This window comes from Streptomyces sp. NPDC001507 (assembly GCF_042894765.1).
GTDB lineage: Bacteria > Actinomycetota > Actinomycetes > Streptomycetales > Streptomycetaceae > Streptomyces.
This window is the reverse complement of sequence record NZ_JBIAVV010000001.1, coordinates 238,530-263,493: the sequence shown is the minus strand read 5'-3', so window position 1 is coordinate 263,493 and position 24,964 is coordinate 238,530. Positions and strand designations below refer to the sequence as shown.

The 24,964-nt window shown below is 71.8% G+C and carries 21 protein-coding genes; 5 read left to right on the top strand and 16 right to left on the bottom strand.

Annotated elements, in window-relative coordinates; genetic code table 11:
• Positions 1–18: 18 nt before the first annotated feature.
• On the bottom strand, positions 19–1,167 hold the full coding sequence (locus ACFY0K_RS01230; RefSeq protein WP_390638017.1) for a CapA family protein: 1,149 nt from the start codon (positions 1,165–1,167) through the stop codon (positions 19–21).
• A 221-nt stretch (positions 1,168–1,388) separates the two neighbouring features.
• Here ACFY0K_RS01230 and ACFY0K_RS01225 point away from each other — a divergent pair, with 221 nt between their 5' ends.
• From ACFY0K_RS01225 to ACFY0K_RS01215, 3 genes are all read left to right on the top strand, one after another.
• Positions 1,389–1,937: a sigma-70 family RNA polymerase sigma factor gene (locus ACFY0K_RS01225; RefSeq protein ID WP_390638016.1), complete on the top strand. Its 549-nt coding sequence runs from the start codon at positions 1,389–1,391 to the stop codon at positions 1,935–1,937.
• Positions 1,938–2,081: 144 nt separating this feature from the next.
• Entirely contained in the window at positions 2,082–2,597 is a 516-nt protein-coding gene (locus ACFY0K_RS01220) for a hypothetical protein (RefSeq protein WP_390638015.1), read from the top strand.
• Positions 2,598–2,746: 149 nt separating this feature from the next.
• Positions 2,747–3,403 (top strand): zf-HC2 domain-containing protein, encoded by a 657-nt coding sequence (locus ACFY0K_RS01215; protein ID WP_390638014.1) that lies wholly within the window; start codon positions 2,747–2,749, stop codon positions 3,401–3,403.
• 7 nt (positions 3,404–3,410) lie between these two features.
• Here the strand turns inward: ACFY0K_RS01215 and ACFY0K_RS01210 are convergent, their stop codons facing one another.
• Both ACFY0K_RS01210 and ACFY0K_RS01205 read right to left on the bottom strand, forming a co-directional pair.
• On the bottom strand, positions 3,411–4,274 hold the full coding sequence (locus tag ACFY0K_RS01210; protein ID WP_390638013.1) for an Fpg/Nei family DNA glycosylase: 864 nt from the start codon (positions 4,272–4,274) through the stop codon (positions 3,411–3,413).
• Positions 4,275–4,410: 136 nt separating this feature from the next.
• Positions 4,411–6,516 (bottom strand): SpoIIE family protein phosphatase, encoded by a 2,106-nt coding sequence (locus ACFY0K_RS01205; protein ID WP_390638012.1) that lies wholly within the window; start codon positions 6,514–6,516, stop codon positions 4,411–4,413.
• A 158-nt stretch (positions 6,517–6,674) separates the two neighbouring features.
• Between ACFY0K_RS01205 and ACFY0K_RS01200 the strand changes: the two genes are divergently transcribed.
• Positions 6,675–8,096, top strand: a complete 1,422-nt coding sequence (locus tag ACFY0K_RS01200) for a lipase maturation factor family protein (RefSeq protein ID WP_390638011.1) — start codon at positions 6,675–6,677, stop codon at positions 8,094–8,096.
• Here ACFY0K_RS01200 and ACFY0K_RS01195 read toward each other — a convergent pair.
• From ACFY0K_RS01195 to ACFY0K_RS01160, 8 genes are read right to left on the bottom strand one after another with little or no spacing between them, the layout of a single operon-like run.
• Positions 8,084–8,914: an amidohydrolase family protein gene (locus ACFY0K_RS01195; protein WP_390638010.1), complete on the bottom strand. Its 831-nt coding sequence runs from the start codon at positions 8,912–8,914 to the stop codon at positions 8,084–8,086. The genes ACFY0K_RS01200 and ACFY0K_RS01195 overlap by 13 nt on opposite strands.
• The gene (locus ACFY0K_RS01190) at positions 8,911–9,225 is read right to left on the bottom strand and encodes an L-rhamnose mutarotase (protein ID WP_390638009.1); all 315 of its coding nucleotides are present in this window, start codon (positions 9,223–9,225) and stop codon (positions 8,911–8,913) included. Before ACFY0K_RS01190 ends, ACFY0K_RS01195 begins: the two co-directional genes overlap by 4 nt.
• Positions 9,222–10,208, bottom strand: coding sequence for an aldo/keto reductase (locus ACFY0K_RS01185; protein WP_390638008.1), 987 nt, complete (start codon positions 10,206–10,208; stop codon positions 9,222–9,224). Before ACFY0K_RS01185 ends, ACFY0K_RS01190 begins: the two co-directional genes overlap by 4 nt.
• On the bottom strand, positions 10,205–10,960 hold the full coding sequence (locus ACFY0K_RS01180; RefSeq protein ID WP_390638007.1) for an SDR family NAD(P)-dependent oxidoreductase: 756 nt from the start codon (positions 10,958–10,960) through the stop codon (positions 10,205–10,207). The genes ACFY0K_RS01185 and ACFY0K_RS01180 overlap by 4 nt, the downstream gene beginning before the upstream one ends.
• Positions 10,957–12,297 carry an L-fuconate dehydratase gene (locus tag ACFY0K_RS01175; RefSeq protein WP_390638006.1) on the bottom strand — a complete coding sequence of 447 codons (1,341 nt, stop codon included), beginning with the start codon at positions 12,295–12,297 and terminating at the stop codon, positions 10,957–10,959. Before ACFY0K_RS01175 ends, ACFY0K_RS01180 begins: the two co-directional genes overlap by 4 nt.
• 41 nt (positions 12,298–12,338) lie before the next feature.
• The gene (locus ACFY0K_RS01170) at positions 12,339–13,364 is read right to left on the bottom strand and encodes an ABC transporter permease (protein ID WP_388712383.1); all 1,026 of its coding nucleotides are present in this window, start codon (positions 13,362–13,364) and stop codon (positions 12,339–12,341) included.
• Positions 13,357–14,892, bottom strand: a complete 1,536-nt coding sequence (locus ACFY0K_RS01165) for a sugar ABC transporter ATP-binding protein (RefSeq protein WP_390638005.1) — start codon at positions 14,890–14,892, stop codon at positions 13,357–13,359. The genes ACFY0K_RS01170 and ACFY0K_RS01165 overlap by 8 nt, the downstream gene beginning before the upstream one ends.
• Complete coding sequence (locus tag ACFY0K_RS01160) at positions 14,889–15,959, bottom strand: sugar ABC transporter substrate-binding protein (protein WP_390638004.1); 1,071 nt, start codon at positions 15,957–15,959, stop codon at positions 14,889–14,891. The genes ACFY0K_RS01165 and ACFY0K_RS01160 overlap by 4 nt, the downstream gene beginning before the upstream one ends.
• Positions 15,960–16,134: 175 nt before the next feature.
• Here ACFY0K_RS01160 and ACFY0K_RS01155 point away from each other — a divergent pair, with 175 nt between their 5' ends.
• A complete protein-coding gene (locus ACFY0K_RS01155; RefSeq protein ID WP_382727798.1) occupies positions 16,135–16,836 on the top strand; it encodes a FadR/GntR family transcriptional regulator in 702 nt (233 codons plus the stop codon).
• A gap of 22 nt (positions 16,837–16,858) precedes the next feature.
• On the opposite strand, the gene ACFY0K_RS01150 is transcribed toward ACFY0K_RS01155, so the two are convergent.
• From ACFY0K_RS01150 to ACFY0K_RS01130, 5 genes are read right to left on the bottom strand one after another with little or no spacing between them, the layout of a single operon-like run.
• Positions 16,859–19,867, bottom strand: coding sequence for an alpha-mannosidase (locus ACFY0K_RS01150; RefSeq protein ID WP_390638003.1), 3,009 nt, complete (start codon positions 19,865–19,867; stop codon positions 16,859–16,861).
• 28 nt (positions 19,868–19,895) lie between these two features.
• Positions 19,896–21,905 carry an endo-beta-N-acetylglucosaminidase gene (locus tag ACFY0K_RS01145; RefSeq protein ID WP_390638002.1) on the bottom strand — a complete coding sequence of 670 codons (2,010 nt, stop codon included), beginning with the start codon at positions 21,903–21,905 and terminating at the stop codon, positions 19,896–19,898.
• Positions 21,902–23,149 (bottom strand): glycosyl hydrolase, encoded by a 1,248-nt coding sequence (locus ACFY0K_RS01140; RefSeq protein ID WP_390638001.1) that lies wholly within the window; start codon positions 23,147–23,149, stop codon positions 21,902–21,904. Before ACFY0K_RS01140 ends, ACFY0K_RS01145 begins: the two co-directional genes overlap by 4 nt.
• Positions 23,150–23,175: 26 nt before the next feature.
• Entirely contained in the window at positions 23,176–24,075 is a 900-nt protein-coding gene (locus tag ACFY0K_RS01135) for a carbohydrate ABC transporter permease (RefSeq protein WP_390638000.1), read from the bottom strand.
• Complete coding sequence (locus ACFY0K_RS01130; RefSeq protein ID WP_390637999.1) at positions 24,072–24,959, bottom strand: carbohydrate ABC transporter permease; 888 nt, start codon at positions 24,957–24,959, stop codon at positions 24,072–24,074. Before ACFY0K_RS01130 ends, ACFY0K_RS01135 begins: the two co-directional genes overlap by 4 nt.
• Positions 24,960–24,964 lie beyond the last annotated feature (5 nt).

Sequence of the window (24,964 nt, the reverse complement as noted above, 5' to 3'; positions counted from 1 at the left end):
CCCGTGCGGTGACCTCTGCTACTCCCCCATGATCAGCCCGTCCTTGGCGGCGCCACGGCTGAGCACGACGTCCCGGATGGCGTCCCGGGCGGCGGTGAAGTCGGCCCCCTGGTCGATGGCCGCGTTGAGGTCGACGACCCGGCCGGCGTCGACGTCGTAGAGCTGCGGGACGAACTCGGCCTTGGCGACCTCCCAGCGGCCGCCCGGGGTGGTGGGCGGGGTGAAGGTGAAGCGGGCGAGGGTGGACTGGTTGCCGCGCGGGTCCTGCCGGCCCTGGCTGTTGTACATCTCGCCGGCCAGCTGGTCGCCGAGGCCGTAGACCACCCAGGTGCCGTTGACCTTCTCGTAGGCCTGCGGGATGTGTGCGTGGGTGCCGAGGATCAGGTCGATGTCGGGGCGGCCGCCGGTGCGGGCCTCGGTGAGCCGTTTGGCGAGGGTGAGCTGCTGCTGGTCGGGGGCGTCCGTGCCCTCGGCGCCCCAGTGCACGGAGACCACGACCACGTCGGCACCGGCCTGCCGGGCGGCGCGGGCGTCGGCGAGGATGCGGTTCTCGTCGAGGAGGCCGACCGCCCAGGGCTGACCGGGCGGCAGGGAGTTGCCGTTGACGTCGTAGGTGTAGGAGAGCTGGGCGACCTTGGCGCGGCCCGCGTTCATCAGGGTGAGGGTGCCGGCCTCGGACTGGGTGCGGGCGGTGCCGGCGTGCCTGACGCCCACCCGGTCCAGGGCGTCGAGGGTGCGCTGGATGCCCGCGGCGCCGTCGTCCAGGGCGCGGTCGGAGGCGGTGGAGCAGCCGTCGTAGCCGATGGCGGCCAGTGCCTCCGCGAGCTGCGGCGGGGAGGTGAGCCCGGCCCGGTCGCCGTCCTTGCCGGTGACGGTCGCCAGGTGACAGAGCGCCAGGTCGGCGCGGGAGACGACGGGTTCGACGCCGGCGAGCATCGCGCGGAAGTCGTAGCCGTTGCCGCCCGCGTCGAAGTTCGCGTGGTCGTACGCGGAGTTCAGCGGCATGACGTCACCCGAAGCGACGAGGGTGAAGCCGGTGGCGGGCACGGCCGGTGCCGGTTGCGGGGGCGGGGCGGCGCTCTCCTCCCGCGCGTGGTTCTGGCATGCGGCCGCGGCGGCGAGCAGGGCGGTCAGGGCCAGGGCCGCCTGGCGTCTGCGATTGATCATCAGGAGTACCCCAGAGTCGCAAGCCTTGTCCGATTTACAGATCAATGGGTACGAAGGTGGAGGCGGCCGCAAACAACTCAGGCGCCCCGATTGACCCATCCGGGTCGGGTTCGGGGGGTGCGGGACCGTTCGTCGCACCGTTCACCGACGCGATCGACCGTCCGCCGCACATCACGGCCTGCCCCCTGTCCCCCGCCCGGGCCCTGCGATGCCATACCGCCATGACGGCCGGAACCACCCTTCCCCACGGGACGACGACCGCCGAGCACGAGCTCGTCGCACTCCAGCGCGAGCACGGCCGACCGCTCTTCGCGCTGCTGCTCCGGCTCAGCGACGGGGACCGGCAGCGGGCCGAGGACCTCGTCCAGGAGACCCTCGTACGCGCCTGGCAGCACCCCGAGGCGCTGCGCGCCGACGACTTCGACTCCGTGCTGCCCTGGCTGCTGACGGTCGGCCGGCGGCTCGCCATCGACGCGCGCCGGGCCCGGCAGGCGCGGCCCGCCGAGGTGCACGACGCCGTCCTGGAGAACACCCGGGCCGCCGGCGACCACGCCGAACGCGCCGTCGCGACGCTCGACGTCCGGGAGGCTGTGAAGACTCTCACCCCCGAGCACCGTGAAGTCCTGGTGCTGGTGTATTTCCAGGGGGCGAGTGTGGCGGAAGCAGCCCAGACCCTCGGGATCCCACCCGGTACCGTGAAGTCGCGGGCGTACTACGCGCTGCGCGCCCTGCGCCGGGTTCTGCCCGGTTATGCACCCGACCTGCACTGAAACCGCAAGCCAGGTCAAACCTCGGTAAAGCGCCTTGCTGAGGACCATGTTTGGGCAATCAGCTGTCTTCATCCGTGTTCCGCACCGGGAGAGGGACGGACCCGGGGTCGGGGCCACGCGCGCACCGGAGGAAGGCAGGACGGGATGCTGCACAGAGGTCAAGAGAGCACGGACGGGGCCGGGAGCGGGGAACTGGCGGTCCCGATGGCCTGGTTGTACGCCGAGTACATCGCCGACGAGCTGCTGCGCACCGGCGATCTCATGCCACCGACGTCCTTCGAGTTCCGGGCCGGCCGCGACGCGCTGGCGCTGACCATCTTCCTCTCCGACACGGACGGCGAACTGTCGGGCATCCGGGTCGTGTCCCAGTTGGAGAACTGGCTTTCGCTCACGGCGTACGACCAGCCGTGGCAGGACTGGGTCAGCGAACGTATGACAGTGGTGACGGCCGAGTCGGCCGAGTCGGGCGGCCCGTCACCGGACCTGGATCTGGCCACGGCCGCCTGGCGCTGGCTGGAGGAGACCGAGCTGCTGGCGCCCGACCTGGACGCGGTGCCGGGCGGCGGTTCGGTGTTCGGCGAGGACGACGGACCGAAGGTGTGGACCCCCGCCTGGCGGCTCGGCCTGCCCCTCGGACACCTCGCCATCCATCTTTTTTGATTCAGGACCAATCCGCGGGCCCGGCCGCTCCGAATCCGTTGATTACGATTCTGTACGTGGCTTGAGTGAAACGGCTGCCGACTGCGTACGGGTGGGAGCAAGGAACAACGAGTAACCCCCACCCGCACCCATCGGCACGAGGATTCGGCATGAGGTCCCTGGAAAGGCATCGCGACGTCGGCGCGTACGCGCTCGGCGTGCTGGACGAGGCGGAGGCCTTCCGCTTCGAGGACCATCTCATGGAGTGCCCCAGCTGCACGGCACACGTGACCGAGTTCGGCCCCGCGGCACGGCAGTTGATGCTGTACCGCCGGGCCACGCCGCGCTTCGTGCACCCCATGGCCCAGCCCGGGCCCCGGCTCCTGGACCGGCTGCTCGCCGAGGTGGCGACCCGGCACCGGGCCAAGCGCCGCAAGCTGCTGTACGGCCTGGCCGCCTCGGTGGTCTTCGCGGTCGCGGGCCCCGGCATCGCGGCCTACGTCGGCCACGAGACCGCGCCGGCCGTGCAGGTCACCGCGGCCACCGACGCGCACTCCGGCATCTGGGCGCAGGTGAAGTCGGAGGACACGGACTCGGGCAGCACGATCGAGCTGCAGGTCAAGGACCCGGACGGGCCGCGCTCCTGCCGGCTGGTCGCCGTCGGCGACGACGGCTCCGAGCAGATCGTCACCACCTGGGCGGAGCGAGACCACGACGGCCGGGTGAGCACCATGACGGGCGGCTCCTCGATGCACCCCGACGAGATCGACCGCTACGAGGTGCGCAACGCGGACGGGCAGCGCCTGGTGACCCTGGACCCCAAGTGAGCGCCGGCTACCTGAGCAGCCGGGACATGCGGCGGTCCGCGAGCGGCTTGCCGCCGGTCTGGCAGGTCGGGCAGTACTGCAGCGAGGAGTCGCTGAAGGAGACCTCGCGGATCGTGTCGCCGCAGACCGGGCAGGGCTCACCGGTCCGGCCGTGGACGCGCAGACCGCTCTTCTTCTCGGCCTTGAGCCGCCCCGCCGCCAGGCCGTGGGAGCGCTCCACCGCCTCGGTGAGGGTGGTGCGCAGCGCCTCGAACAGCCGGTGCGTCTCCTCCGGTGTCAGGGACGCGGCCAGCTTGAACGGGGACATCTTCGCCGCGTGCAGGATCTCGTCGCTGTAGGCGTTGCCCACTCCGGCGATCAGGCTCTGGTCGCGCAGGGCGCCCTTGAGCTGCCGTCGCTCGGGCGCCAGCAGGGCGGCCAGACGGGCCTCGTCGAAGTCCGCGGCGAGCGGGTCGGGACCGAGCCGGGCGATACCGGGGACGTCCTGCGGGTCGCGGACGACGTACACGGCCAGCTTCTTCTGGGTGCCGGCCTCGGTGAGGTCGAACCCCGCGCCCGTCTCCAGGGCCGCCCGCAGCGCCAGCGGGCCCTTCCCGGGGCGGGGCAGCCCGTCCGGCAGCCGGTCCTTCCACTGGAGCCAGCCGGCGCGGGCCAGGTGGGTCACGAACCGCAGTCCGCGGTCGCCCTCGATGTCCAGGAACTTGCCGTGCCGGTGCACGGCGACGACCTCGCTGCCCTCGAAGGCGCCGACCGGAGGGTCGTACGTCTTCAGGACGCTGATGGCGACCGGCAGCACGCGCACGACCTGGCGGCCGACCAGGTTCTCGGTCAGGAAGTCCCTGAGTGCTTCGACCTCGGGCAGTTCGGGCATGCGTCCAGGGTGCCATCCGCTGCGCGGTGCGGTCCGCCGGAAGTGCCGCATCGGGTCGTGGTGCGGCTGCGGCGCCGTGGGGGCCGGTCTCGCAGTTCCTCCCCCAGCCTTCGGCCGGGGGTACCCCCAGCGCCCCTTACGGGGCGCTGCCGTCGTCCTTCTCCGGCATGCGGAACTCGCACCAGACCGCCTTGCCGCCGCCGCGTGCCTCGACGCCCCAGGCGTCGGCGATCTGGTCGACGAGCAGCAGGCCCCGTCCGGAGACGCCGTCCTCGCCGGCCTCGCGGCGGCGTGGCAGGGCGCTGGAGGAGTCCTCGACCTCGACGCGCACCCGGCGGTCGGTGCCGACGAGGACCCGGAGGGTGACGATCGCGGAGCCCTCGGTGTGCATCAGCGCGTTGGTGATCAGTTCGTCGGCGACCAGCTCGATCTCGTCGGCGCGGTCCCCGGCGCCCCAGGCGCGGACGGCGGCACGGACCATGTGCCGGGCCAGGGCGAGCGCCTCGGGGTCGCCGGAGGCCACGTGCTGCTGGAGGCGGCCGACGGCCTGCGCGGTGTCGGAGCCGCGGCGGCGCAGCAGGAGCAGGGCCACGTCGTCGTCACCGCCCTGCTCGTCGGCGATCTCGATCAGCAGGTCGGCGAGTTCGCGCACGTCGTCCGGCCCCTTGGCGACCTGCTCGGCAAGCGTCCGGATGCCGTCCCCGAGGTCCTTGCCGGGCTGTTCGACGAGCCCGTCGGTGCACAGCAGCAGCGTCTCGCCGGGGTCCAGCTCCAGGGTGGACACCGGGTACTCCAGGCTGTGGAACTCGGCGGACAGGCCGAGCGGCAGCCCGCCCTCGACGGGCACCCGGCGGCAGCCGCCGTCGACGGTGCGGACCAGCGGATCGATGTGCCCGGCACGGACCACCTGGACGACGCCGGTGGCCAGATCGGCCTCGGCGTACAGGCAGGTGGCGAAGCGGTCGGTGTCGAGCTCGTCCAGGAAGACGGAGGCGCGGGCCATCACGGTGGCCGGCGCGTGGCCCTCGGCGGCGTAGGCGCGCAGCACGATGCGCAGCTGGCCCATGACGGCCGCCGCGTGCGTGTCGTGGCCCTGGACGTCGCCGATGACCGCGCCGACCCGGCCGCCGGGCAGCGGGATGAGGTCGTACCAGTCGCCGCCGATGTCCCGGCCCAGGGAGCCGCCGGCGGCCGCGGAGCGGTAGCGGACGGCGACGTCGGCACCGGGCACGCTGGGGATGGTGCGCGGCAGCATGGCCTGCTGGAGGCCCTGGGCGAGGTCCTTCTCCTGTTCGAAGAGCATGGCCCGCTGGAGGCTCTGCGCGATGCTGCTGCCGAGGGCGACCAGGACGGCGCGTTCCTCGGTGGAGAAGCCGAGCCGGTCGTTGTAGAGCAGGCCCATGGCGCCGATCGGCCGGGCCTGGGCGATCAGCGGCAGGTAGGCGGCCGAGGTGATGCGCAGGTCGGTGATGTGCGGCCACAGTATCGGGTAGCCCTCGGCGAACTCCTCCGGAGACTCGATGAAGCGTGGGGCCAGGGTCCGCACCACCTCGCCCATCGGGTAGGGCTCGTCTATCCGGGTGATCCGGGTGCCGGGCACGAAGCTGCCGGCCGGCCCCTCGGCGACCAGCCGGATCCGGCCGGCCTCGACCAGGCCCATCACCAGGCTGGTGGCGCCCAGGTTGGGGATGCCGTGGGTGTCCTTGAGGACGTCGATGACCTCCTGGACGCTGCTGGCGTGGGCGAGCGCGGCGGTGACCGCCTGGACGACACCCGTCTGCCGGCGCAGTGCCTGCCCCTGGGCGTCCCGGAGGTTGCGGGCCTCGCTGTCCTCCAGTTCCTGGGTGGCGTCCCGGACGATCCCGACGACCCGGCGCGGGCGGCCCGTCTCGTCGCGCCGGATGTGGCCCTGCGTGTGGGTCCAGCGCGAGGTGCCGTCGCGGCGCCGGATGCGGAAGTAGGTCCCGTAGTTCTCGCTGCCGTCCTTGATGGCCTGGGACACCACCGCGTCCAGCCTGCTGGACTCGGCGGGGGGTACCCGCAGGGCGAGGGACTCGGGGCGGCCGTCGTACTCCTCGGGGGTCAGGTCGAACACCTCGTACGCCTGGGTGTCCATGTGGAACAGGCCGGCGTCGAGATCCCAGTCGAAGGTGCCCATGTGGTTGAGCGCCAGGATCGGGTGGTCCAGATGGGCGGGCCAGTCGTCCGGGAGTGACGGAGCGCTCGCTCCCCGGTCAGCCATGGGGCCACCATGCCAGGGGAACCCTTTATGGGCAATTCCTCACTTATTGTCCCTTTCACCCGCCCGGGTTACGCAAGCGGGGAGGCACGGTACACAGGGTGACAGGCCCCTGGACGGTCCGGGGGCCGCACACTTGAGAGAGGCAGGAGCGCACGGCCGTGGACTGGTTCACCGACCCCGGATACTGGGTGAGCCGGCTGGTCTTCCAGCGGGCTCTGGCCGCCGTGTACCTCGTCGCTTTCCTCACGGCGGCGCTGCAGTTCCGGGCCCTGCTCGGCGAGCGCGGGATGCTGCCGATCCCGAGGTACGTCGCCCGCGTCCCCTTCCGGCGGGCGCCGAGCCTGTTCCACCTGCGCTACTCGGACCGTCTCTTCGCGGGCTGCGCGTGGGCGGGCTGTGCGGTCTCCGCGGCACTGCTGGCGGGTGCGGACTCCGAACTCCCGCTGTGGGCCGGGATGGTGCTGTGGCTGGTCCCCTGGGCGCTGTACCTCTCGATCGTCAACGTCGGCCAGACCTGGTACGCGTTCGGCTGGGAGTCGCTGCTCCTGGAGACCGGCTTCCTCGCCGTCTTCCTCGGCAACGACGAGGTGGCCCCGCCGGTCGTGGTGCTCTTCCTGCTGCGCTGGATCCTGTTCCGGGTGGAGTTCGGGGCGGGGCTGATCAAGATGCGCGGGGACGCCTGCTGGCGCAGTCTCACCTGCCTGCACTACCACCACGAGACCCAGCCGATGCCCGGCCCGCTGAGCTGGTTCTTCCACCACCTGCCCGGGCCGGTGCACAAGGCGGAGGTGGCCGCGAACCACGTCACCCAGCTGCTGGTCCCCTTCCTGCTGTTCTCCCCGCAGCCGGTCGCGACGGCGGCCGCGTCGCTGATGATCCTCACCCAGCTGTGGCTGGTGGCCTCCGGCAACTTCTCCTGGCTGAACTGGATCACCATCGTGCTGGCCGTGTCGGCGCTCCGCCTCCCCGCGGACCGCCGTACGGCACCGCCGACTCCGCTCTGGTACGAGGTGGTCGTCCTCGCCGTGGCCGCGCTGCTCCTCTTCCTGAGCTACCGCCCGGTGGTGAACATGGTCTCCCGCCGTCAGGTCATGAACCGCTCCTTCGACCCGCTCCACCTGGTCAACACCTACGGCGCGTTCGGCAGCGTCAGCCGGATCCGCTACGAGGTGGTGGTCGAGGGCACCCCGGACGGCACCCCGCGCGAGGAATCGGACTGGCGGGAGTACGAGTTCAAGGGGAAACCGGGCGATCCCCGGCACTGGCCGCGCCAGTTCGCGCCCTACCACCTCCGCCTGGACTGGCTGATGTGGTTCGCCGCCCTCTCCCCCGCGTACGCCGGGGACTGGTTCGGCGGCCTGGTGGAGCGTCTTCTGGCGAACGACCGCGACACGCTGCGGCTGCTGCGCCGCTCCCCCTTCCCGCCCGACGAGCCCCCGCGCTTCGTCCGCGCCCGTCTCTTCCGCTACCGCTACACCAGCTGGCGGGAGCTTCGGGAGACGGGCGCGTGCTGGGAGCGGACGTATGTGCGGGAGTACCTGCCGCCGACCCGGCTGGCGGGCGCGGTTCAGAGGCCGTAGACGCGGGTGGCGGTGGTCTCGAAGACGGCGGTGCGGTCGGCGGGGGCGATCAGCTGGTTCGCCGCGTCGAAGACTTCGCCGTAGCTTCCGGCGAGGACGCACACCGGCCAGTCCGAGCCGAACATCAGGCGGTCGGGGCCGAAGGCGTCCAGGACCGTGTCGGCGTACGGGCGCAGGTCGTCGACGGTCCAGGAGGCGGGGTCGGCCTCCGTGACCATGCCGGAGAGCTTGCAGACGGTGTTGGGCCGGGCGGCGAGGGCGCGGACGGCGGTGGCCCAGGGTTCGAGGGTGCCGGACGCGATGGGGGGCTTGCCCAGGTGGTCGAGGACGAAGGTGAGGTCCGGGTGGGACTCGGCGGCCTTGACGGCGGCCGGGAGCTGGTGGGCCTGGACGACGAGGTCGTAGACCAGGCCCGCGTCCGCGAGCGCGGCCAGGCCCCGGGCGACGTCCGGGCGCAGCAGCCACTCCGGGTCGGGTTCGCCCTGGACCTGGTGGCGGATGCCCTTCAGGTAGGTGCCACCGCGGAGTTCGCGCAGGCGGGCGAGTTCGTCGGCGACGTCCGGGCGGGTCAGGTCGGTCCAGCCGACGACTCCGGCGACCAGCTCGTGGGCGTCGGCGAGGGCGAGGAACTCGGGGGTCTCCTCAAGGACGGTGATCGTCTGGACGAGGACCGTGCGGGTGATCCCGGCCGCCGCCGCCTCGGGTTCGAGGTCCTCGACGGTGAAGTTCCGCCGGAGCGCCTGGAGTTCGGGTCCCGCGATCCAGTCCTGGTCCCGTACCGAGAGGTCCCAGACGTGGTGGTGGGCGTCGATCGTCATGGCAGCTCCCATACGACGGGCAGGCCGGCCTCCGAGCCCGCCTCGGAGTAGTCGTGGACGACGTCGAGAAGTTCGGCCATCCGGGCCTGCCAGGCCACGTTGACCGGGAGCTTCTCCAGTTCGGCGAGGAGGCGGCCGTAGTCGGCGCAGTCCAGGACGTGGAAGAGATCGTCCCGGCTGCGCCAGATGGTCCAGGAGGTGGCCCCGGCGGCGCGGATGGCGTCGGTGAGTTCGGCGGGGACCTCGCGGTGCGCGGCCTCGTACTCGGGGATGCGGTCGGCCCGGACCCTGGTGTGCAGGGCGACCCTCATGACCCGTCCTCCGTGGGCACGGGGGCGTCGGCGGGCAGCAGGCCGGAGGCGTGCAGCTCCTGCCAGAAGGCGGCGGGGACGTGTGCGGCGAACTGCTCCGCCCCGTCCGCGATCTCGGCCGCCGAGCGGGCCCCGACCAGGACGCTCGCCACGGCCGGGTGGGCCGCGCAGAAGGCGAGTGCGGCGGCACGCAGCGTGGTCCCGTGTTCCTCCGCGAGTGCCTTGAGGCGCAGGGCGCGGGACAGCAGCTCGTCGGGGACCTGGGCGTAGTCGTAGGTGGCGTCGGGTCTCGGGTCGGCCAGCAGACCGGAGTTGAAGGCCCCGCCGATCACCACGGAGGTGCCGCGTTCCGCGGCGGCCGGGAGCAGGCCGGTGAGGGCGCTCTGGTCGAGGAGGGTGTAGCGGCCGGCGCACAGCACCACGTCGACGTCGGTGTCGCGGACGAACCGGGTGAGCATCTCCGTCTGGTTCATCCCGGCGCCGATCGCGCCCACGACACCCTCGGCGCGCAGCTTCTCCAGGGCCGGGTAGCCCTCACGGAAGGCCTGTTCGGCGTGGTCGTCGGGGTCGTGCAGGTAGACGACGTCGACCCGGTCGAGACCGAGCCGCTCCAGGCTGGCCTCCAGGGTGCGGCGGATGCCGTCGGCGGTGAAGTCCCAGACCCGGCGCAGGGTGTCGGGCACGGCGAAGCCGTGGGCGAGGTCGTCGCCGTCGCCGGGCCCCGGCTCCAGGCGGCGGCCGGCCTTGGTGGAGAGGGTGTAGGCGTCCCGGTCGTACTGGCGCAGGGCCTCGCCCAGCCGCCGCTCCGACAGCCCCAGGCCGTAGTGCGGGGCCGTGTCGAAGTAGCGGATGCCGCGCTGCCAGGCGGCGGTGACGGTGTCGTACGCCTGCTGGTCGGGGATTTCGGTGTAGAGGTTGCCGATCACGGCGGCGCCGAGGCCCAGCGGGCTGACCCGGACGCCGCTGCGGCCGAGGGCGTTCACCGGCCCACCGGCCGCAGCCTGAGGCCCTGCATGCCGCCGTCGACGGCGAGGGAGGTGCCGGTGGTGGCGCCGGAGAGCGGGCTCGCGAGGTAGGCGATGGCACCGGCGACCTCGGCGGCCGAGACCAGGCGCCCGGCGGGCTGCCGGGCCTCCAGGGCGGCGCGCTCGGCGGCCGGGTCGGACGCACTGTCCAGGAGGCGGCCGATCCACGGGGTGTCGGCCGTGCCGGGGTTGACGCAGTTCACGCGGACCCCCTCGCGGACGTGGTCGGCGGCCATGGCCAGTGTCAGGGAGTACACGGCGCCCTTGGTGGCGCTGTACAGGGCGCGCTGCGGCAGGCCGGCGGTGGCGGCGATGGAGCAGGTGTTGACGATCGCCGCGTGCTCGGAGCGGCGCAGGTGCGGGAGGGCGGCGCGGGCCGCGCGGACCATGCCGAGGACGTTGACGTCGAAGACGCGGCGCCACTCGTCGTCGTCGTTGTCCTCGACCGTGCCCTGGGCGCCGATGCCCGCGTTGTTGACCAGGACGTCGAGCCCGCCCAGTGCTTCCACGGCGCTCGCCACGGCCGTCCGTACGGACGCGTCGTCGGTGACGTCGGCCTGGAAGCCCAGCAGCGGCTTCTCGACGGCGGACGGGTCGAGGTCGAGGACGGCGACCTGGGCACCGCGCGCGGCCAGCAGTTCGGCGGTTGCCCGCCCGATCCCGGAGGCGCCGCCGGTGACCAGGGCCCTCAGCCCCTCGAAGTCGGTCATGCCGCCTGTCCCTTCTGTGTTTCGGGGTCGGCGGCCCAGAAGGCGCCGCCGGGGTACGTGTACTCCGCGACGGACTCCGGCCGCAGGGCGGCCGAGAAGCCCGGTGCGGTGGGTGCCGCGTAATGACCTTCGCGGATCACCACCGGATCGCGGAAGTGGTCGTGCAGATGGTCGACGTACTCGATGACCCGGTCCTCGGCGGTGCCGGAGACGGCCAGGTAGTCGAACATCGAGAGGTGCTGGACGAGTTCGCACAGTCCGACCCCGCCCGCGTGCGGGCAGACCGGGACCCCGAACTTGGCGGCCAGCAGCAGGACGGCGAGGTTCTCGTTGACGCCGGCGACCCGTGCCGCGTCGATCTGGACGATGTCGATGGCACCGGCCTGGAGCAGCTGCTTGAAGACGATCCGGTTCTGGACGTGCTCGCCGGTGGCCACCTTGACCGGGGCGACCGCGCGGCGGATCGCCGCATGGCCGAGGATGTCGTCGGGGCTGGTGGGCTCCTCGATCCAGTACGGATCGAACTCGGCGAGGGCCTTGGTCCAGCGGATCGCCTCGTCGACGTTCCAGCGCTGGTTGGCGTCGATGGCCATGCGGATGTCCGGGCCGACGACCTGGCGGGCGACCCGGCAGCGCCTGATGTCGTCGTCGAGGTCGGCGCCGACCTTCAGCTTGATCTGCTGGAACCCGTCGGCGACCGCCTGGGCGGCGAGCCGGGTGAGCTTCTCGTCGTCGTAGCCGAGCCAGCCGGCGGAGGTGGTGTAGGCGGGGAAGCCGCGCTCGAGGAGGCGGGCCCGCCGCTCCTCGGCGCCCTCCCGGCCCTGCTGGAGGATGGCCAGGGCCTCCTCGGGGGTGAGGGCGTCGGTGAGGTAGCGGAAGTCGATCTGCCGGACGATCCACTCGGGCTCGGCGTCGGCGAGCAGCTGCCACAGCGGCTTGCCTGCGCGGCGGGCGGCGAGGTCCCAGACGGCGTTGACGACCGCGCCGATCGCCATGTGCATCACGCCCTTCTCGGGGCCGAGCCAGCGCAGCTGGCTGTCGCCGATCAGGTCCCGGTAGACGGATCCGGGGTCGTCGCAGACCTCGTCGACCGGGCGGCCGAGCACATGGTTCCGCAGCGCGTCGATCGCGGCGACCTGGACGTCGTTGCCCCGCCCGATGGTGAACGTGAACCCGTGCCCCTCGTGCCCGTCGCCCGCGTCGGTGCTCAGCACGACATAGGCCGCCGAGTAGTCGGGGTCCGGGTTCATCGCGTCGGAGCCGTCGAGCTCGCGCGAGGTGGGGAAGCGGATGTCGTAGGTATGGACCGCGGTGATGCGGGCGGGGCTCGCGGACACGGATTGCCTTTCCTTCGGGGGGAGTTCGGGAGGGGGGCCGGTCAGTCCTGGGCCCGTCCCGTGGTGACACGGGCGATCATGAGGGCGACGAGGATGATGCCGCCGTAGATGGCCTGGATCCAGAACGACGGCACCTGCGCCAGGGTGAGCAGGTTCTGCACGACGCCCAGGAGGAGTACGCCGGTCAGGGCGCCGAACATGGTGCCCTTGCCGCCGTCCAGGCTGATGCCGCCGATCACCGCCGCGGCGAAGACCGTGAAGATCATGTTGTTGCCCTGGTTGGCGCTGATCGCACCCACGTACCCGGTCTGCATGATCCCGCCGACGGAGGCGAGGACCCCGGCCACCACGAACACCCCGAGCATCACCCGGTCGACGCGGATACCGGCGGCGCGGGCCGCGTCGGCGTTGCCGCCGATGGCGTACAGGGCGCGGCCGACCCGGTGGTACTTCAGCACCAGGCCGGTGACCGCGAAGGCGACCGCGGCCAGCCAGACCGACATGGGGACACTGAGGAACGTGGTGGTGGCCAGGGTGAAGAAGCTGTCGGGCATCCCGAACAGGGTCTTGCCCTTGGTGGCGCCGACCAGGACACCGCGCAGCACGATCAGCATCGCCAGCGTCACGATGAACGCGTTGAGCTTGAACTTGACGACCAGGATGCCGTTGAAGGCGCCGACCGCCGCGCCGACGACCAGGATCGCCACCATGGCGAGGGCGGCCGGGAACTCCGTGCCCCAGCCGGACTCGGCCGACGGCAGCACCAGCAGGGCGCCGACGGCGGGGGCGATGCCGACGACCGACTCCAGGGAGAGGTCGAACTTGCCGGTGATCAGGACCAGCGACTCGGCGAGCACCACCATCGCGAGGGCGGCGGAGGCGCCGAGGATGGAGATCAGGTTGCGCTCGGTGAGGAACGAGTCGTTGACCACCGCGCCGAGCACCATGAGGAGCAACAGGGCCGGGACGAGGGCGAGTTCACGGGCCCGGCGCAGGACGACCGTGCGGGCCGTGCGCGGGTCCGGGGAGCGCACCGGGGTGAGCGGCGGGGCCTTGGTCTCAGCCATGGTCCACTCCTTCGGGCAGAGAGTCAGCTCCCGGGGGCATGGAGTCCACTCCTTCTATGGAGGCGATCAGCTCGTGGTCGTGCCAGCCGGCCGGGTGTTCGGCGACGGTCCGGCCGTGGAAGAGGACGAGGACGCGGTCGCAGCGGCGCAGGTCGTCGAGTTCGTCGGAGACGACCAGCACGGCGGTGCCGTCCTCACGGGCGCTGTCCACGCGGGCCAGCAGCGACTCCTTCGACTTCACGTCGACGCCCGCGGTGGGGTTGACCAGGACCAGCAGCCGCGGCTGCGAGGCGAGGGCGCGGGCCATGACGACTTTCTGGGCGTTGCCGCCGGACAGGTCGGAGACGGGCTGGTCGGGGCCCTCTGCATGGATGTCGAGGCGCTCGATCAGCCCGGCGGCGAAGCCCCGTTTGCGGTCGGTGCCGACGAACCCGCCGCGGCCGAGCCGGTCGAGGACGGTCATGGTGGCGTTGTCACCGATGCTCATGCCGGCCACGAGCCCCTGGTCGTGCCGGTCACGGGGCACGAAGCCGACGCCCGCCCGGAGCGCGGCCCGCACGTCCCCGAACGGCAGCTGTCTGCCTTCCAGTTGCGCGGTCCCGGCGGTCGGGGTGCGCAGCCCGGCGATGGTCTCGGCGAGTTCGATCTTGCCACTGCCGCTGGTGCCGGCCAGGCCGACGACCTCGCCGCTGCGCACGGTGAGGTCGATGCCGCCGTACGACTCCGCGGTGAGCCCGCTGGTGCTGAGGACGACGGGTGCCCCGGCGGGCACCACGTCCCGTGCCGCCTGTTCCTGCCGGGTCACGGCCTCGCCGGCCATCGCCTCCACCAGCGCGGCCCTGGGCAGCTCGGCGACGGGGGCGGTGACGATCCAGCGGGCGTCCCGGAGCACGGTGACGGTCTGGCAGACCTCGTAGACCTCCTGGAGGTGGTGCGAGATGAACAGGAAGGTCACGCCCGATTCCTGGAGCGCCCGCATCCGGCTGAACAGCCGCTCGATCTCCCGGTTGTCGAGCTGTGCGGTCGGCTCGTCGAGGACGATGAACCGGGCGCCGAAGCTCAGCGCCCGGGCGATCTCGACCATCTGCCGGTCCTCGACCTTGAGGTCGGCGGTACGCGCCTCGGGGTCGACGCGGACGTCCCAGGTGTCGAGGAGCGCGGCGGCTTCCCTGCGGAGCCGCCGCCAGCTGATGAAACCCCGGTGCAGGGGCTGCCGGTTGATGAAGAGGTTCTCGGCGACCGTCAGCTCCGGCACGACGGTCGGCTTCTGGTAGACGCAGGCCACCTTGCGCCGCCAGGCGTCCCGGTCGGCGAGCGCGGGCGCGGGCTCGCCGTCGAAGCGGACCGTGCCCTCGTCCGGGGCCTGGAGGCCGGTGAGGACGTTGACCAGGGTGGACTTGCCGGCGCCGTTGCGGCCGACGAGGGCGTGGGACTCGCCCGGCAGGACGGTGAGCCGGCCGTCGGCGAGGGCGACGGTGGGGCCGTACCGCTTGACGATGTCCCGGGCCTCAACGAGTGGCGTGATCATTTGACCGTGTTGCCCCACAGCTTCGGGTCGTCCACGTTGTCCTTGGTGACCAGGGGGGCGGGCAGCTGGTCCTCAAGGATCCCGCTCGACAGCTTGACGATGGTGGAGTCGTGGTCGGTCGGACCCGGCTTGAACGTCTTCCCCTCCATCGCCGCCTTGATGTAGTACATGCCGTACTTGGCGTAGGCGTCGGCGGGCTGGGAGACGGTCGCGTCGATCTGGCCCTTGCGGATGGCGTCGAACTCCTGCGGGATGCCGTCGTTGGAGACGATCACGATGTGCCCGCTCTGCCCGGCCGTCTTGAGCATGCCCTTGGACTTCAGGGTCTGCAGGGTGGGCGCGAGGTAGACACCGCCGGCCTGCATGTAGATGCCCTTGATGTCGGGGTTGGCGTTGAGCAGGGTGCCCAGCTGGGCGGCGGCCGTGTCGGACTCCCACTTGGCGGGGATCTCCAGGACCTTGAGCTTCGGGTACTTCTTCTTCACGCAGGAGCGGAACGCCTCGGAGCGGTCCCGGCCGTTGACGGAGGCCAGGTCGCCCATGATCTGCACGACCTTGCCGCTGGTGACGTGCTGGCCGAGGTAGTCGCAGGCCTTCTCGCCGTAGGCGACGTTGTCGGCGCGTACGACCATGGCGACCTTGCCCTTGTCGGGCGCCACGTCCACGGCGACCACCGGCACGCCCTTGCGTTCGGCCTGGTCGAGGCCCGCCTCGATGGCTGCGCTGTCCAGCGGGGCGACGACCAGCCCCTTCACGCCCTGGTTCAGCTCGTTGTTGATGTCGGTGATCTGCTGCGAGGGGTCGCTGTTGGAGTTGACCGTCTTCAGCGCGTCCACGCCCTCGGACTTCGCCATCTTGGGCACGTAGTCGTTGTACGACTGCCAGAACGGCGAGGTCAGCAGGGGCAGGATCACCCCGACCTTGCCGGTGCCGCCGCCTCCGGCGCTGTCGCTGCCGGTGTCCTTGGTGCTGCCGCAGGCGGCGAGCACGAGCGAGGCTCCGACGGCGACGGCCGTCGCGGCGATGATCCGGGACCTGTTCCGCTTCCTCAGTGTTCTGCCGGGCATCTTGGCAGCTCCTCATCGAGCGTGTTCGAGCAGATGACGGCATACTTATCAGACCACTCGACGGATTCAACACCCCGCGGACGCTTATTTTCCGTCGATTGACCCTCGAACGAGCCATAGTGGTCGGACCACCTTGCTGGTTAGACTTCGGCGCATCGGCGACAGGAGGAGCGGTGTGGACGAGACGGCCCCACAGAAGGGCACGGTGACGCAGCGCGCCATCGAGCGCATCAAGGCGATGATCGCGGAGGGCCGCCTGGAGCCGGGCCAGCGGCTGCCGACGGAACGGGATCTCGCCGCCCAGCTGGGCATGTCCCGCAGCTCCATGCGCGAGGCGATCCGCGCGCTGACGGTCCTCGGCGTCCTTGAGGCCCGGCACGGCTCTGGGATCTACGTCACCCAGCTGGAGGCGGGCGACCTGCTGGAGACGTTCGGTGTGGTCGCCGACCTGTCCCGCGGACCGCAGCTGGTGGAGCTGCTGGAGGTGCGGCGGGTCCTCGAATCGACGGCGACGGCGCTGGCCGCCGCCCGGATCACGGCCGATCAGCTGGCCGAGGTGGAGAAGCACCTCACGGCGATGAACGCGACGGACGACCCCGAGGAGATCCTCGCGCACGACCTCGCGTTCCACCGGGTGATCGCGGGGGCCGCCGGGAACGACACGATGGCCGCGATCCTGGAGGGGCTGTCGTCCCGGACGTTCCGGGCTCGGGTGTGGCGGGGGTACGAGGAGGAGGGGGCGTTCGACAGGACGCGGCGGGAGCACGCGGCGATCCACCGCGCCCTCGTCGCCCGGGATCCGGAGGCGGCGAGGGCTGCGGCGGCCGCCCATGTCGGTGAGGTGGAGGAGTGGCTGCGCGCTCAGCTCGGCACCTGAGCGGACGCGCCGGAAGGGGCGCTCAGGCCCGTGTGAGTCGCAAAGTCACCAACTCGAACGGGCGCAGGCGCAGTCCAACACTGTTGCCGAGCAGCTCAGGTGCGTCGGGGAGCGGGCGCTCCAAGAGGTCCGTCACCGTGACATCCGCGACCTCGAACCCAGCCGTCAGCGTCGCCCGGGCCCTGCCCCCGTGCGCCTCGTGGAAGCGGACCACCACGTCGCCGCTGCCGCCGTCCGCCAGCTTCACGGCCGTGATCACCACCGCGTCGTTGTCGACCGTGACCAGTGGAGCGACGTCTTTCGCTCCCGTCACCCGGCGCTCCGCCAGGTTGATCCGCCAGCCCTCGCGGACCGCGTCCGCGATTGCCGCGCCCGGCACCAGGGCGTGCCGGAAGTGGTGGATGCCCTGGTCGGTCTCGGGGTCGGGGAAGCGGGGGGCGCGCAGCAGGGAGGCGCGGACCGTGGTGGTCGTGCCCTGGTCGCCGTCCGTGCGGACGCTGCGCGTGACGTCGTGGCCGTACGTCGAGTCGTTGACGATCGCCACGCCCCAGCCCGGCTCCTCCAGGTGGACGAAGCGGTGGTTGCAGGCCTCGAACTTCGCCGCCTCCCAAGAGGTGTTGGTGTGGGTCGGGCGGTGGAAGTGACCGAACTGGGTTTCGGACGCGTACCGTTCGGCGTGCACGTCCAGGGGGAAGGCCAGTTTCAGGAACTTCTCCGTCTCGTGCCAGTCGACCTCCGTGTCGATCAGCAGCCGGCGCTCCCCCGGCTGCAGGGACAGCACCTGGGTGACCCGGGACGAGCCGAAGGACCGTACGATCCGGACTCCCTCCGCGCCGGCCGTCAGCTCGTCGGTCTGGGTGAGGTCCGTGACCGCGTTGCGGTAGAAGGCGTCGACGTCCCAGGCGTCCCACATGTTCGGGAAGTCCGGGTGGAGTTGGAGCAGGTTGGCGGCCGTGCCGGGGGCGATGGTCTCGCGCTCGGCGTCGAGGTCGTACGCGGACACGACGAGGCCGCGGGCGTCGATCTCGATGCGCAGGAGGCCGTTGGCGAGGACGTGTCCGCCTTCGGGCCGGTCCGACACGGTCACCTCGCCGGACGGCTGCTCCCGCGCCGCGCCGCCGGCGGGGACGCCGCCCCGGCTGTGCGGGGCCGCGTTGAACAGCAGCGGCCGGTCGCCCTCCCCCGCCAGGGCCCGCTGGGCCGCGTCGATGATCCCGGTGAGCTCGGCCGCGAGCCGCTGGTAGGTCGCCCTCGCCTCCCGGTGCACCCACGCGATCGAGGAACCGGGCAGGATGTCGTGGAACTGGTGGAGCAGGACCGTCTTCCAGATCCGGTCCAAGTCCGCGTAGGGGTAGCGGAATCCGGTGCGTACGGCCGCCGTCGCCGCCCACAGTTCGGCCTCGCGCAGCAGGTGTTCGCTGCGCCGGTTGCCCTGCTTGGTCTTCGCCTGGCTGGTGAGCGTGGCGCGGTGCAGTTCGAGGTAGAGCTCGCCGACCCAGACGGGCGGGTCGGGGTACTCGGCCTCGGCCTTGGCGAAGAACTGTCCCGGGGTCTCCCAGACGACCGTCGGTGCCCCCTCCAGGTCCCGTACCCGGGCCGCCTTGGCGACCATCTCACGCGTCGTGCCGCCGCCTCCGTCGCCCCAGCCGGTGGGTGCGAGGGAGTGCCGGGCGCGGCCCTTGTCCTTGAAGTTGCGGGCCGCGTGGGCGAGTTCGCTGCCCTTCATGGAGCAGTTGTAGGTGTCGACGGGCGGGAAGTGGGTGAAGATCCGGGTGCCGTCGATGCCCTCCCACTGGAAGGTGTGGTGCGGGAACTTGTTCGTCTGGGACCAGGAGATCTTCTGGGTGAGCAGGCGGGTCGAGCCCGCGGCCCTGATGATCTGCGGGAGTCCGGCGGCGAAGCCGAAGGTGTCGGGCAGCCACGCCTCGTCGTTCTCGATCCCGAACTCGTCCAGGAAGAACCGCTTGCCGTGCACGAACTGACGGGCCATCGCCTCCGAGCCCGGCATGTTGGTGTCCGACTCCACCCACATCCCACCGGCCGGCACGAACCGCCCCTCGGCGACCGCCTTCTTCACCCGCGCCCACACCTCGGGCCGGTGCTCCTTCACCCAGGCCCACTGCTGGGCCTGGGACATGGCGAACACGAAGTCCGGCTCGTCCTCCACGAGGGCGGTCATGTTGGCCGTGGTGCGGGCCACCTTGCGGACCGTCTCGCGCAGCGGCCACAGCCACGCCGAGTCGATGTGCGCGTGCCCGACCGCGCTGATCCGGTGCGCGGAGGGGACGGCCGGGGCGGCGAGGACCTCGGCGAGACGGGAACGGGCCTCGGCCGCCGTGCCGTTCACGTCCTGGAGGTCGACGGCGTCCAGGGCCCGCTCGACCGCGCGCAGGATCTCGTGGCGGCGCTGCGCGTCGGCCGGCAGTTCGGCCATCAGCTCGCCGAGCACCTCCAGGTCGATGACGAGCTGCCACACGGTCTCGTCGAAGACGGCGAGGTCCATCCGGGTGAGCGTGTACTGCGGTTGGTGCCCGGCGGTGTCCTTGTCGCCGAGCCAGGTGGGCCGGAACGGGTGGTAGTCGAGGATCACGGGGTTGGAGGCGGCCTCGATGTGCAGCCTGACCTGTTCGCCGCCTTCGGCGGGGGCGCCGACGCGGACCCACTGGTTGCGCGGGTTGAGGCCCTTCACCGGGGTGCCGTCGGAGCGGTAGACGAGGCCCTCGCACTGGAAACCGGGCATGTTCTCGTCGAAGCCGAGGTCGAGGAGGGCCTCCACGGTCCGTCCGGCCCACTCCTCGGGGACGGTTCCGGTCACCCGGAACCAGCTGGTGCCCCATGGAGCACCCCACCGGGCGCCCACCGCGATCGGCTCGGGCTCGGCCGCGAGCCCCTCGTCGACCGGCACGGGCTCGCCGGGCGCGTGCCACACCGCGACGTCGAGCGGCACGGACTCGGGGTACACGCCGGGGCGGATGCGCTCGTCCAGGACGCGCCTCAGGCGGGCTTCGACCAGGCTGCGGTCGTCATGCATGTGGGGTGCTCCGTTTGTTGGTTACCGGTTACCAGGTGTGCGTGACGGTGACGGGATCCGACGAGGTGTACAGCTCCCCTACGGCACGCACTTCGAACCGTCCCGTCGTCTCTCCCTGCTCCGGCTGGAGGCCGGTCAGGTAGTAGGCCCGCTGGCCGGTGGCGCCGAGGAACCGGCGGGTGCCGTCGGGGAGGAGGCGGTGCAGGGTGTACTGCCGTACGGCGCCGGGTGCCGCGTCCCAGGCGAGGCGCAGGTTGCCGCCGTCGGCCGCGGTGATCCGCGGGCCGGCGGGAGCGGCGGGGGTGCTCGCCGCCTCCCGTACGGCGATGCCGCCGAGCCGCCAGCGGACCGGCCCGGCGGTCGCCGTGAGGCGGACACCGAGGGCGTGGACCGTGCCGGAGAGTCCGGTGAGCGGGACGGTCGCGGTCGACCAGCCGTCGCCGGAGTCCACCGGCAGATAGGTGTACGGCGGTGCCGCGCCGGCACTGCCCGGCTCCGCGGTGGCGATGGCCAGTTCGACGTCCACGCCCCCAGCGTCGGTCCGGTACGTCAGCTCGACAACCGTCTGTGCCGTGATCGGCAGCCGGGTCGCGTAGAGGTCGAGCACCGCGGGCTGGTCCAGGGCACCGTCCACCAGCACGCTGCTGCCGCCCCGCCAGGCGTCGGCGAAGTCGAAGGTCACGGCCGGCCGGGTGCCGGACGTCCGGACCGCCCAGCGCCGGGAGGGGAGCCGGTCCTGCAGGCCGAGGTGGTTCCAGGGCGTGTCCGCGGCGACCTCGCCGTCCTCGTACCAGCGCAGCCCGTGCCCGGTGTTGAAGACGCTCGCGAACGGCACCGCCGTCACCGTCGAGCGGTCCGCCACCGACACGGCCGGCGCCCGCCAGGGGTCCGTGCCGTCGGGCCGGGACGGGTCCAGTGACCGCCCGGTCCAGAAGCGGTCGTCGGCGGCGTGGAAGTCACCGGGGGTACGGCTCGCGGGCAGGTGGTTGCGGGTCCACTCGGGCCGGTAGAAGCCGATGGACGTGATGTGCGCCGAACCGCTCGGGACCATCGCGTCCCAGTTCACGGAGGTGTTGGAGCCGTTGGACTCGACGTCGACCCCGGCCCAGAGCTCGTAGCGGCTGCGGCCGAGCTGGACCGCCTTCGTGCCCGAGGAGGCGAGGGTCGAGGCGCTCCACCGGAAGTCGACGAACATGTCGTCGGCGGCCTGGAAGAAGGCCTGGTTCTGGCTGTTCAGCGCGCCCTGCCAGCTGACCGTGCCGCCCACCGTCATCGCGTCGTACCAGGTGACCCGCTGGCCCCGGGCCGCGGCCAGGGACTTGAGCTCGGTGACGAAGCCGAGCATGGCGGTGCCGAGGGCGGTGTTGCCGCCGCCGGTCTCGGCGTTCACGAACCAGCCGTCGAAGCCGTAGGCGGCGGCCAGGGCGACGAGCTGGGCGGCGAGCGGGTAGTGGCCGCCGGCGTCCTTCTGGACCAGGTCGCGGGTCCACTGGAGCCGGCCGCCGTAGGCGGTGGGCGGCAGGAAGATGTTGCCGAGGACGGGGACGCCGTGCCGGTGGGCCGCGTCGACGATCGGTGCGTTCGGGGCGAGGATCAGCCCCTCTCCGGCCGAGCCGCCCCAGAAGACCAGTTCGTCGAGGTAGGCCCAGTGGGTGAGGGCGTAGTAGTCGGCGGTGGCCGAGCCCTGGGAGGGGTTGCCGGACGTCGGTCCGAAGGACACCAGCGACTGGATGCGGGCCTGGCCGGAGCGGGCGGTGGTGTTGACGGGGGTCGGGGTGAAGCGGGTGGCGAGCGGCACGGAGGCGGCGTTGAAGGCGAGGTCGGGGTCGCCGGCGGCCGTCCAGGTCTTCAGGCTGCGCCAGGTGATGCCGGTGCCCGGGCTGCCGGAGGGGAAGGAGTCCGGGTAGAAGTAGGACGCGTAGGGCGGGGTGGCCGTGGTGGCGGCCGCGGTGGCCTTCCGGGTGGCGGCGAGGGCGCGGGTGGGTGCAAGGGCCGCCGCGGTGGCGGCGATGAGGACGGTGCGTCTGCTGGGGTTCACGAGCGGGTGCCTCCTTGTGGGGTGGGGAGAACCTGTTCGGGGGTGACGACCTCGGTGATGCCGCGCGCGGTGAGATGGTCCCGGTCGGCCGCGCGGGTGTCGAGGACGGTGGTGGGGCGGGCGCCGTCGGCGGCGAGCCGGAACCAGGCGTCGAAGACGGGTCCGCCGGGGGCGTTGTGGGAGCGCAGGGCCGGGTCGGCGGGCACGACGAGCGCCGTGGAGCGGGGCCGCGCCGCGGCGGGCTCGGCCGCCGCGAGGACGTGGGCGATGTCCTTGGGCTTGCGGTCGTTGGTCAGCAGGCCGAGCCCGTACTCGAGTTCGGGGAAGTCGGCGAGACTCCGGCTGACGTCGTGGGAGCACCACCAGGTGACGCCCCACAGGCCGGGGCAGTCCAGGACGGCGTCGATCGTCGCCTCGGCGAAGGCGGCCGCGTGCTCGGCGGGGATCAGCGGCGCGGGGGCGCCCACCTCCTGGAGCCAGACGGGCCGACGCGCGTCCTCGGCCCAGGCCTTGCTCAACTCGACGAGGTAGGCGGCGTGTTGCTCGGTCTGCGGGGCGGTGCGGCCGTGCCGCTGGGCGGTGCCGTCGAACACCCAGGAGTGCACGGCGGTGACCGCGCCGAGGCGGGCCGAGTGGGTGGGGGTGAAGGGCTGGTCGTCCTGGTACCAGGCGGCGTCGTAGGAGGCGTGCAGGTGCAGCCCGCCGGGGGCGCCCTCGGCGCAGGCGGCCAGCAGCCGGACGAGCCACCTCTCTGCGTCGGCCGCGCCGATCCGGTCGGGATCGGGGTGCGGTCCGGCGGCGAACTGGTTGATCTCGTTGCCGATGGTCATCCCTATGAAGTTGGGCCGGTCCGCGAGGGCCGCGGCGAGGGTGCGCAGGTAGGCGGCCTCGCCCTCGACGACCTGCGGATCGGTGAAGAGGTTGCGCCGGTGCCAGGTGCGGGTCCAGGCGGGCAGGAAGTCGAAGCTGCTCAGGTGCCCCTGGAGGCCGTCGACGTTGACGTCCAGGCCGCGCTCCGCCGCCGCGTCGGCGAGGGCGACGAGCTGCTCCACCGCGCGGGGGCGGATCAGGGTGCGGTCGGGCTGGAAGTAGGGCCACAGCGGGAAGACCCGGATGTGGTCGAGTCCCAGCGCGGCGATCGAGTCGAGGTCGGCGCGCACCGAGTCCAGGTCGAAGTCGAGCCAGTGGTGGAACCACCTTTCGCTGGGCGTGTAGTTGACACCGAAGCGCACGGCAGGAGGCATGCGGTCTCCTTGCGGGAACGGGGTGTTCAGCCTTTGACGGCGCCTTCGCCGACGCCGCGGAAGAAGTACCGCTGGAGGCAGGCGAACAGGACGATGAGCGGGGCGACGGCGATGACGGTGCCGGCGGCGACGAGGCGTTCGTCGTTGGCGAAGGTTCCGTGCAGGTAGTTGAGGCCGATGGTGAGCGTGAACCTGGAGGGGTCGCTGAGCACGATGAGGGGCCACAGGAAGTCGTCCCAGGCACCCATGAAGGCGAAGATCGCGACAACGGCGACGGTGCCCCTGACCGACGGCAGGGCGATCCGCAGGAACCGCTGCCAGACGTCGGCGCCGTCGACGTAGGCCGCCTCCTCGATCTCGTAGGGCAGGTTGAGGAAGGCGTTGCGCATCAGCAGCACGTTCATGGCGCCGATCGAGCCGGGCAGGACGACGCCGATGAGGGTGTTGTTGAGGCCGAGTTCGCGCATGGTGGTGAACTGGGCGATGATGATGCCCTCCACCGGCACGAGCATCGCGAGGATGAAGACCAGGGTGGCGATCCGGCGGCCGCGGTAGCGCAGCCGGGCCAGGGCGTACCCGGCGAGTGCCGAGCCGACGCAGTTGGTGACGACGCTGGCGCTCGCGACCTTCAGGGAGTTGAGGGCGTAGTCCCAGACGGGGATGGTGTCGGCGACCCGCCGGTAGTTGTGCAGCGTGGGGTGTTCCGGCACGAAGCCGGGCGGTGAGCTGAAGATGTCCTCGGTCGGGCCCTTGAGCGAGGTGGACAGCTGCCACAGGAACGGTCCGACGGTGACGGCCAGGACGAGCAGCAACAGGGAGTAGCGCAGGACGAGTTCGCCGATCCGGATGCGGCGGCCGTGTTCGTCGGTGACGCGCGCCTCCTTCGTCGCGGGCACGGTCCGCACGCGCTCCTCGGTGACGGTCATGTCTGCTCCTTCCGGTCGGCGCGCAGCACGAGGAGCATCAGTGCCACCGTCACCACGAAGACGACGACCGAGAGCGCCGAGGCGTAGCCGACCCGGCCGGTGAGTCCGGTGCCGGTCCGCTGGACGAGCATCACGAGGGTGGTGTCCTCGCCGGCCGGGCCGCCGTCCGGCCCTGCCAGCAGGTAGACCTCGGAGAACGTCTTGAAGGCGGCGACCGAGGAGAGCGCGGCGACCAGCACCATGGTGGAGCGTACGGCGGGCACGGTGACGGTGAGGAAGCGGCGGACCGCTCCGGCGCCGTCCACGGCGGCGGCCTCGTGCCGCTCGCGCGGCACGTTGGCGAGCGCCGCCAGATAGATGATCATGTAGTAGCCGAGGCCCTTCCAGACCGTGACCGCCATGGCGCTCAGCAGGAGCAGCCACTGGTCGCTGAGGAAGCCGACCCGGCCCATCCCGACGGTCTCGAGCAGCGAGTTGACCAGGCCGCGTTCGTCGAGGAGCCACACCCAGACGAGCCCGACCACGACGACCGAGGCGACCACCGGGGTGTAGAAGGCGGACCGGAAGAAGGTGATGCCGGGGATGTTCTTCTGCACCAGCAGGGCCAGCAGCAGCGGCAGGACGACGAGGGCGGGCACCACCCCGACGATGTACAGGGTGCTGTTGCGCAGGCCGGTCCAGAACATGTCGTCGTGGATCAGCTCACGGAAGTTGGCGAGGCCGACGAAGCGGCCCGGGATCAGGGTGCGGCGGTCCGTGAAGGAGTTGACCACGGTCGAGACGAACGGGTAGAGCACGAAGGCGCCGACGACCAGCAGCCCGGGGGCGGCGAACAGCCAGGGACTGGTGGGCAGTTGGCGCCGCACGCGGGACACGTCGGCCATCGGGA

What these genes read in the sequence shown, in the direction of transcription:
- ACFY0K_RS01230 (WP_390638017.1), bottom strand. Translation starts at nt 1,167, where the DNA reads ATGATCAATCGCAGACGCCAGGCGGCCCTGGCCCTGACCGCCCTGCTC.
- ACFY0K_RS01225 (WP_390638016.1), top strand. Translation starts at nt 1,389, where the DNA reads ATGACGGCCGGAACCACCCTTCCCCACGGGACGACGACCGCCGAGCAC.
- ACFY0K_RS01220 (WP_390638015.1), top strand. Translation starts at nt 2,082, where the DNA reads ATGCTGCACAGAGGTCAAGAGAGCACGGACGGGGCCGGGAGCGGGGAA.
- ACFY0K_RS01215 (WP_390638014.1), top strand. Translation starts at nt 2,747, where the DNA reads ATGAGGTCCCTGGAAAGGCATCGCGACGTCGGCGCGTACGCGCTCGGC.
- ACFY0K_RS01210 (WP_390638013.1), bottom strand. Translation starts at nt 4,274, where the DNA reads ATGCCCGAACTGCCCGAGGTCGAAGCACTCAGGGACTTCCTGACCGAG.
- ACFY0K_RS01205 (WP_390638012.1), bottom strand. Translation starts at nt 6,516, where the DNA reads ATGGCTGACCGGGGAGCGAGCGCTCCGTCACTCCCGGACGACTGGCCC.
- ACFY0K_RS01195 (WP_390638010.1), bottom strand. Translation starts at nt 8,914, where the DNA reads ATGACGATCGACGCCCACCACCACGTCTGGGACCTCTCGGTACGGGAC.
- ACFY0K_RS01190 (WP_390638009.1), bottom strand. Translation starts at nt 9,225, where the DNA reads ATGAGGGTCGCCCTGCACACCAGGGTCCGGGCCGACCGCATCCCCGAG.
- ACFY0K_RS01180 (WP_390638007.1), bottom strand. Translation starts at nt 10,960, where the DNA reads ATGACCGACTTCGAGGGGCTGAGGGCCCTGGTCACCGGCGGCGCCTCC.
- ACFY0K_RS01170 (WP_388712383.1), bottom strand. Translation starts at nt 13,364, where the DNA reads ATGGCTGAGACCAAGGCCCCGCCGCTCACCCCGGTGCGCTCCCCGGAC.
- ACFY0K_RS01165 (WP_390638005.1), bottom strand. Translation starts at nt 14,892, where the DNA reads ATGATCACGCCACTCGTTGAGGCCCGGGACATCGTCAAGCGGTACGGC.
- ACFY0K_RS01160 (WP_390638004.1), bottom strand. Translation starts at nt 15,959, where the DNA reads ATGCCCGGCAGAACACTGAGGAAGCGGAACAGGTCCCGGATCATCGCC.
- ACFY0K_RS01150 (WP_390638003.1), bottom strand. Translation starts at nt 19,867, where the DNA reads ATGCATGACGACCGCAGCCTGGTCGAAGCCCGCCTGAGGCGCGTCCTG.
- ACFY0K_RS01140 (WP_390638001.1), bottom strand. Translation starts at nt 23,149, where the DNA reads ATGCCTCCTGCCGTGCGCTTCGGTGTCAACTACACGCCCAGCGAAAGG.
- ACFY0K_RS01135 (WP_390638000.1), bottom strand. Translation starts at nt 24,075, where the DNA reads ATGACCGTCACCGAGGAGCGCGTGCGGACCGTGCCCGCGACGAAGGAG.
- ACFY0K_RS01130 (WP_390637999.1), bottom strand. Translation starts at nt 24,959, where the DNA reads ATGGCCGACGTGTCCCGCGTGCGGCGCCAACTGCCCACCAGTCCCTGG.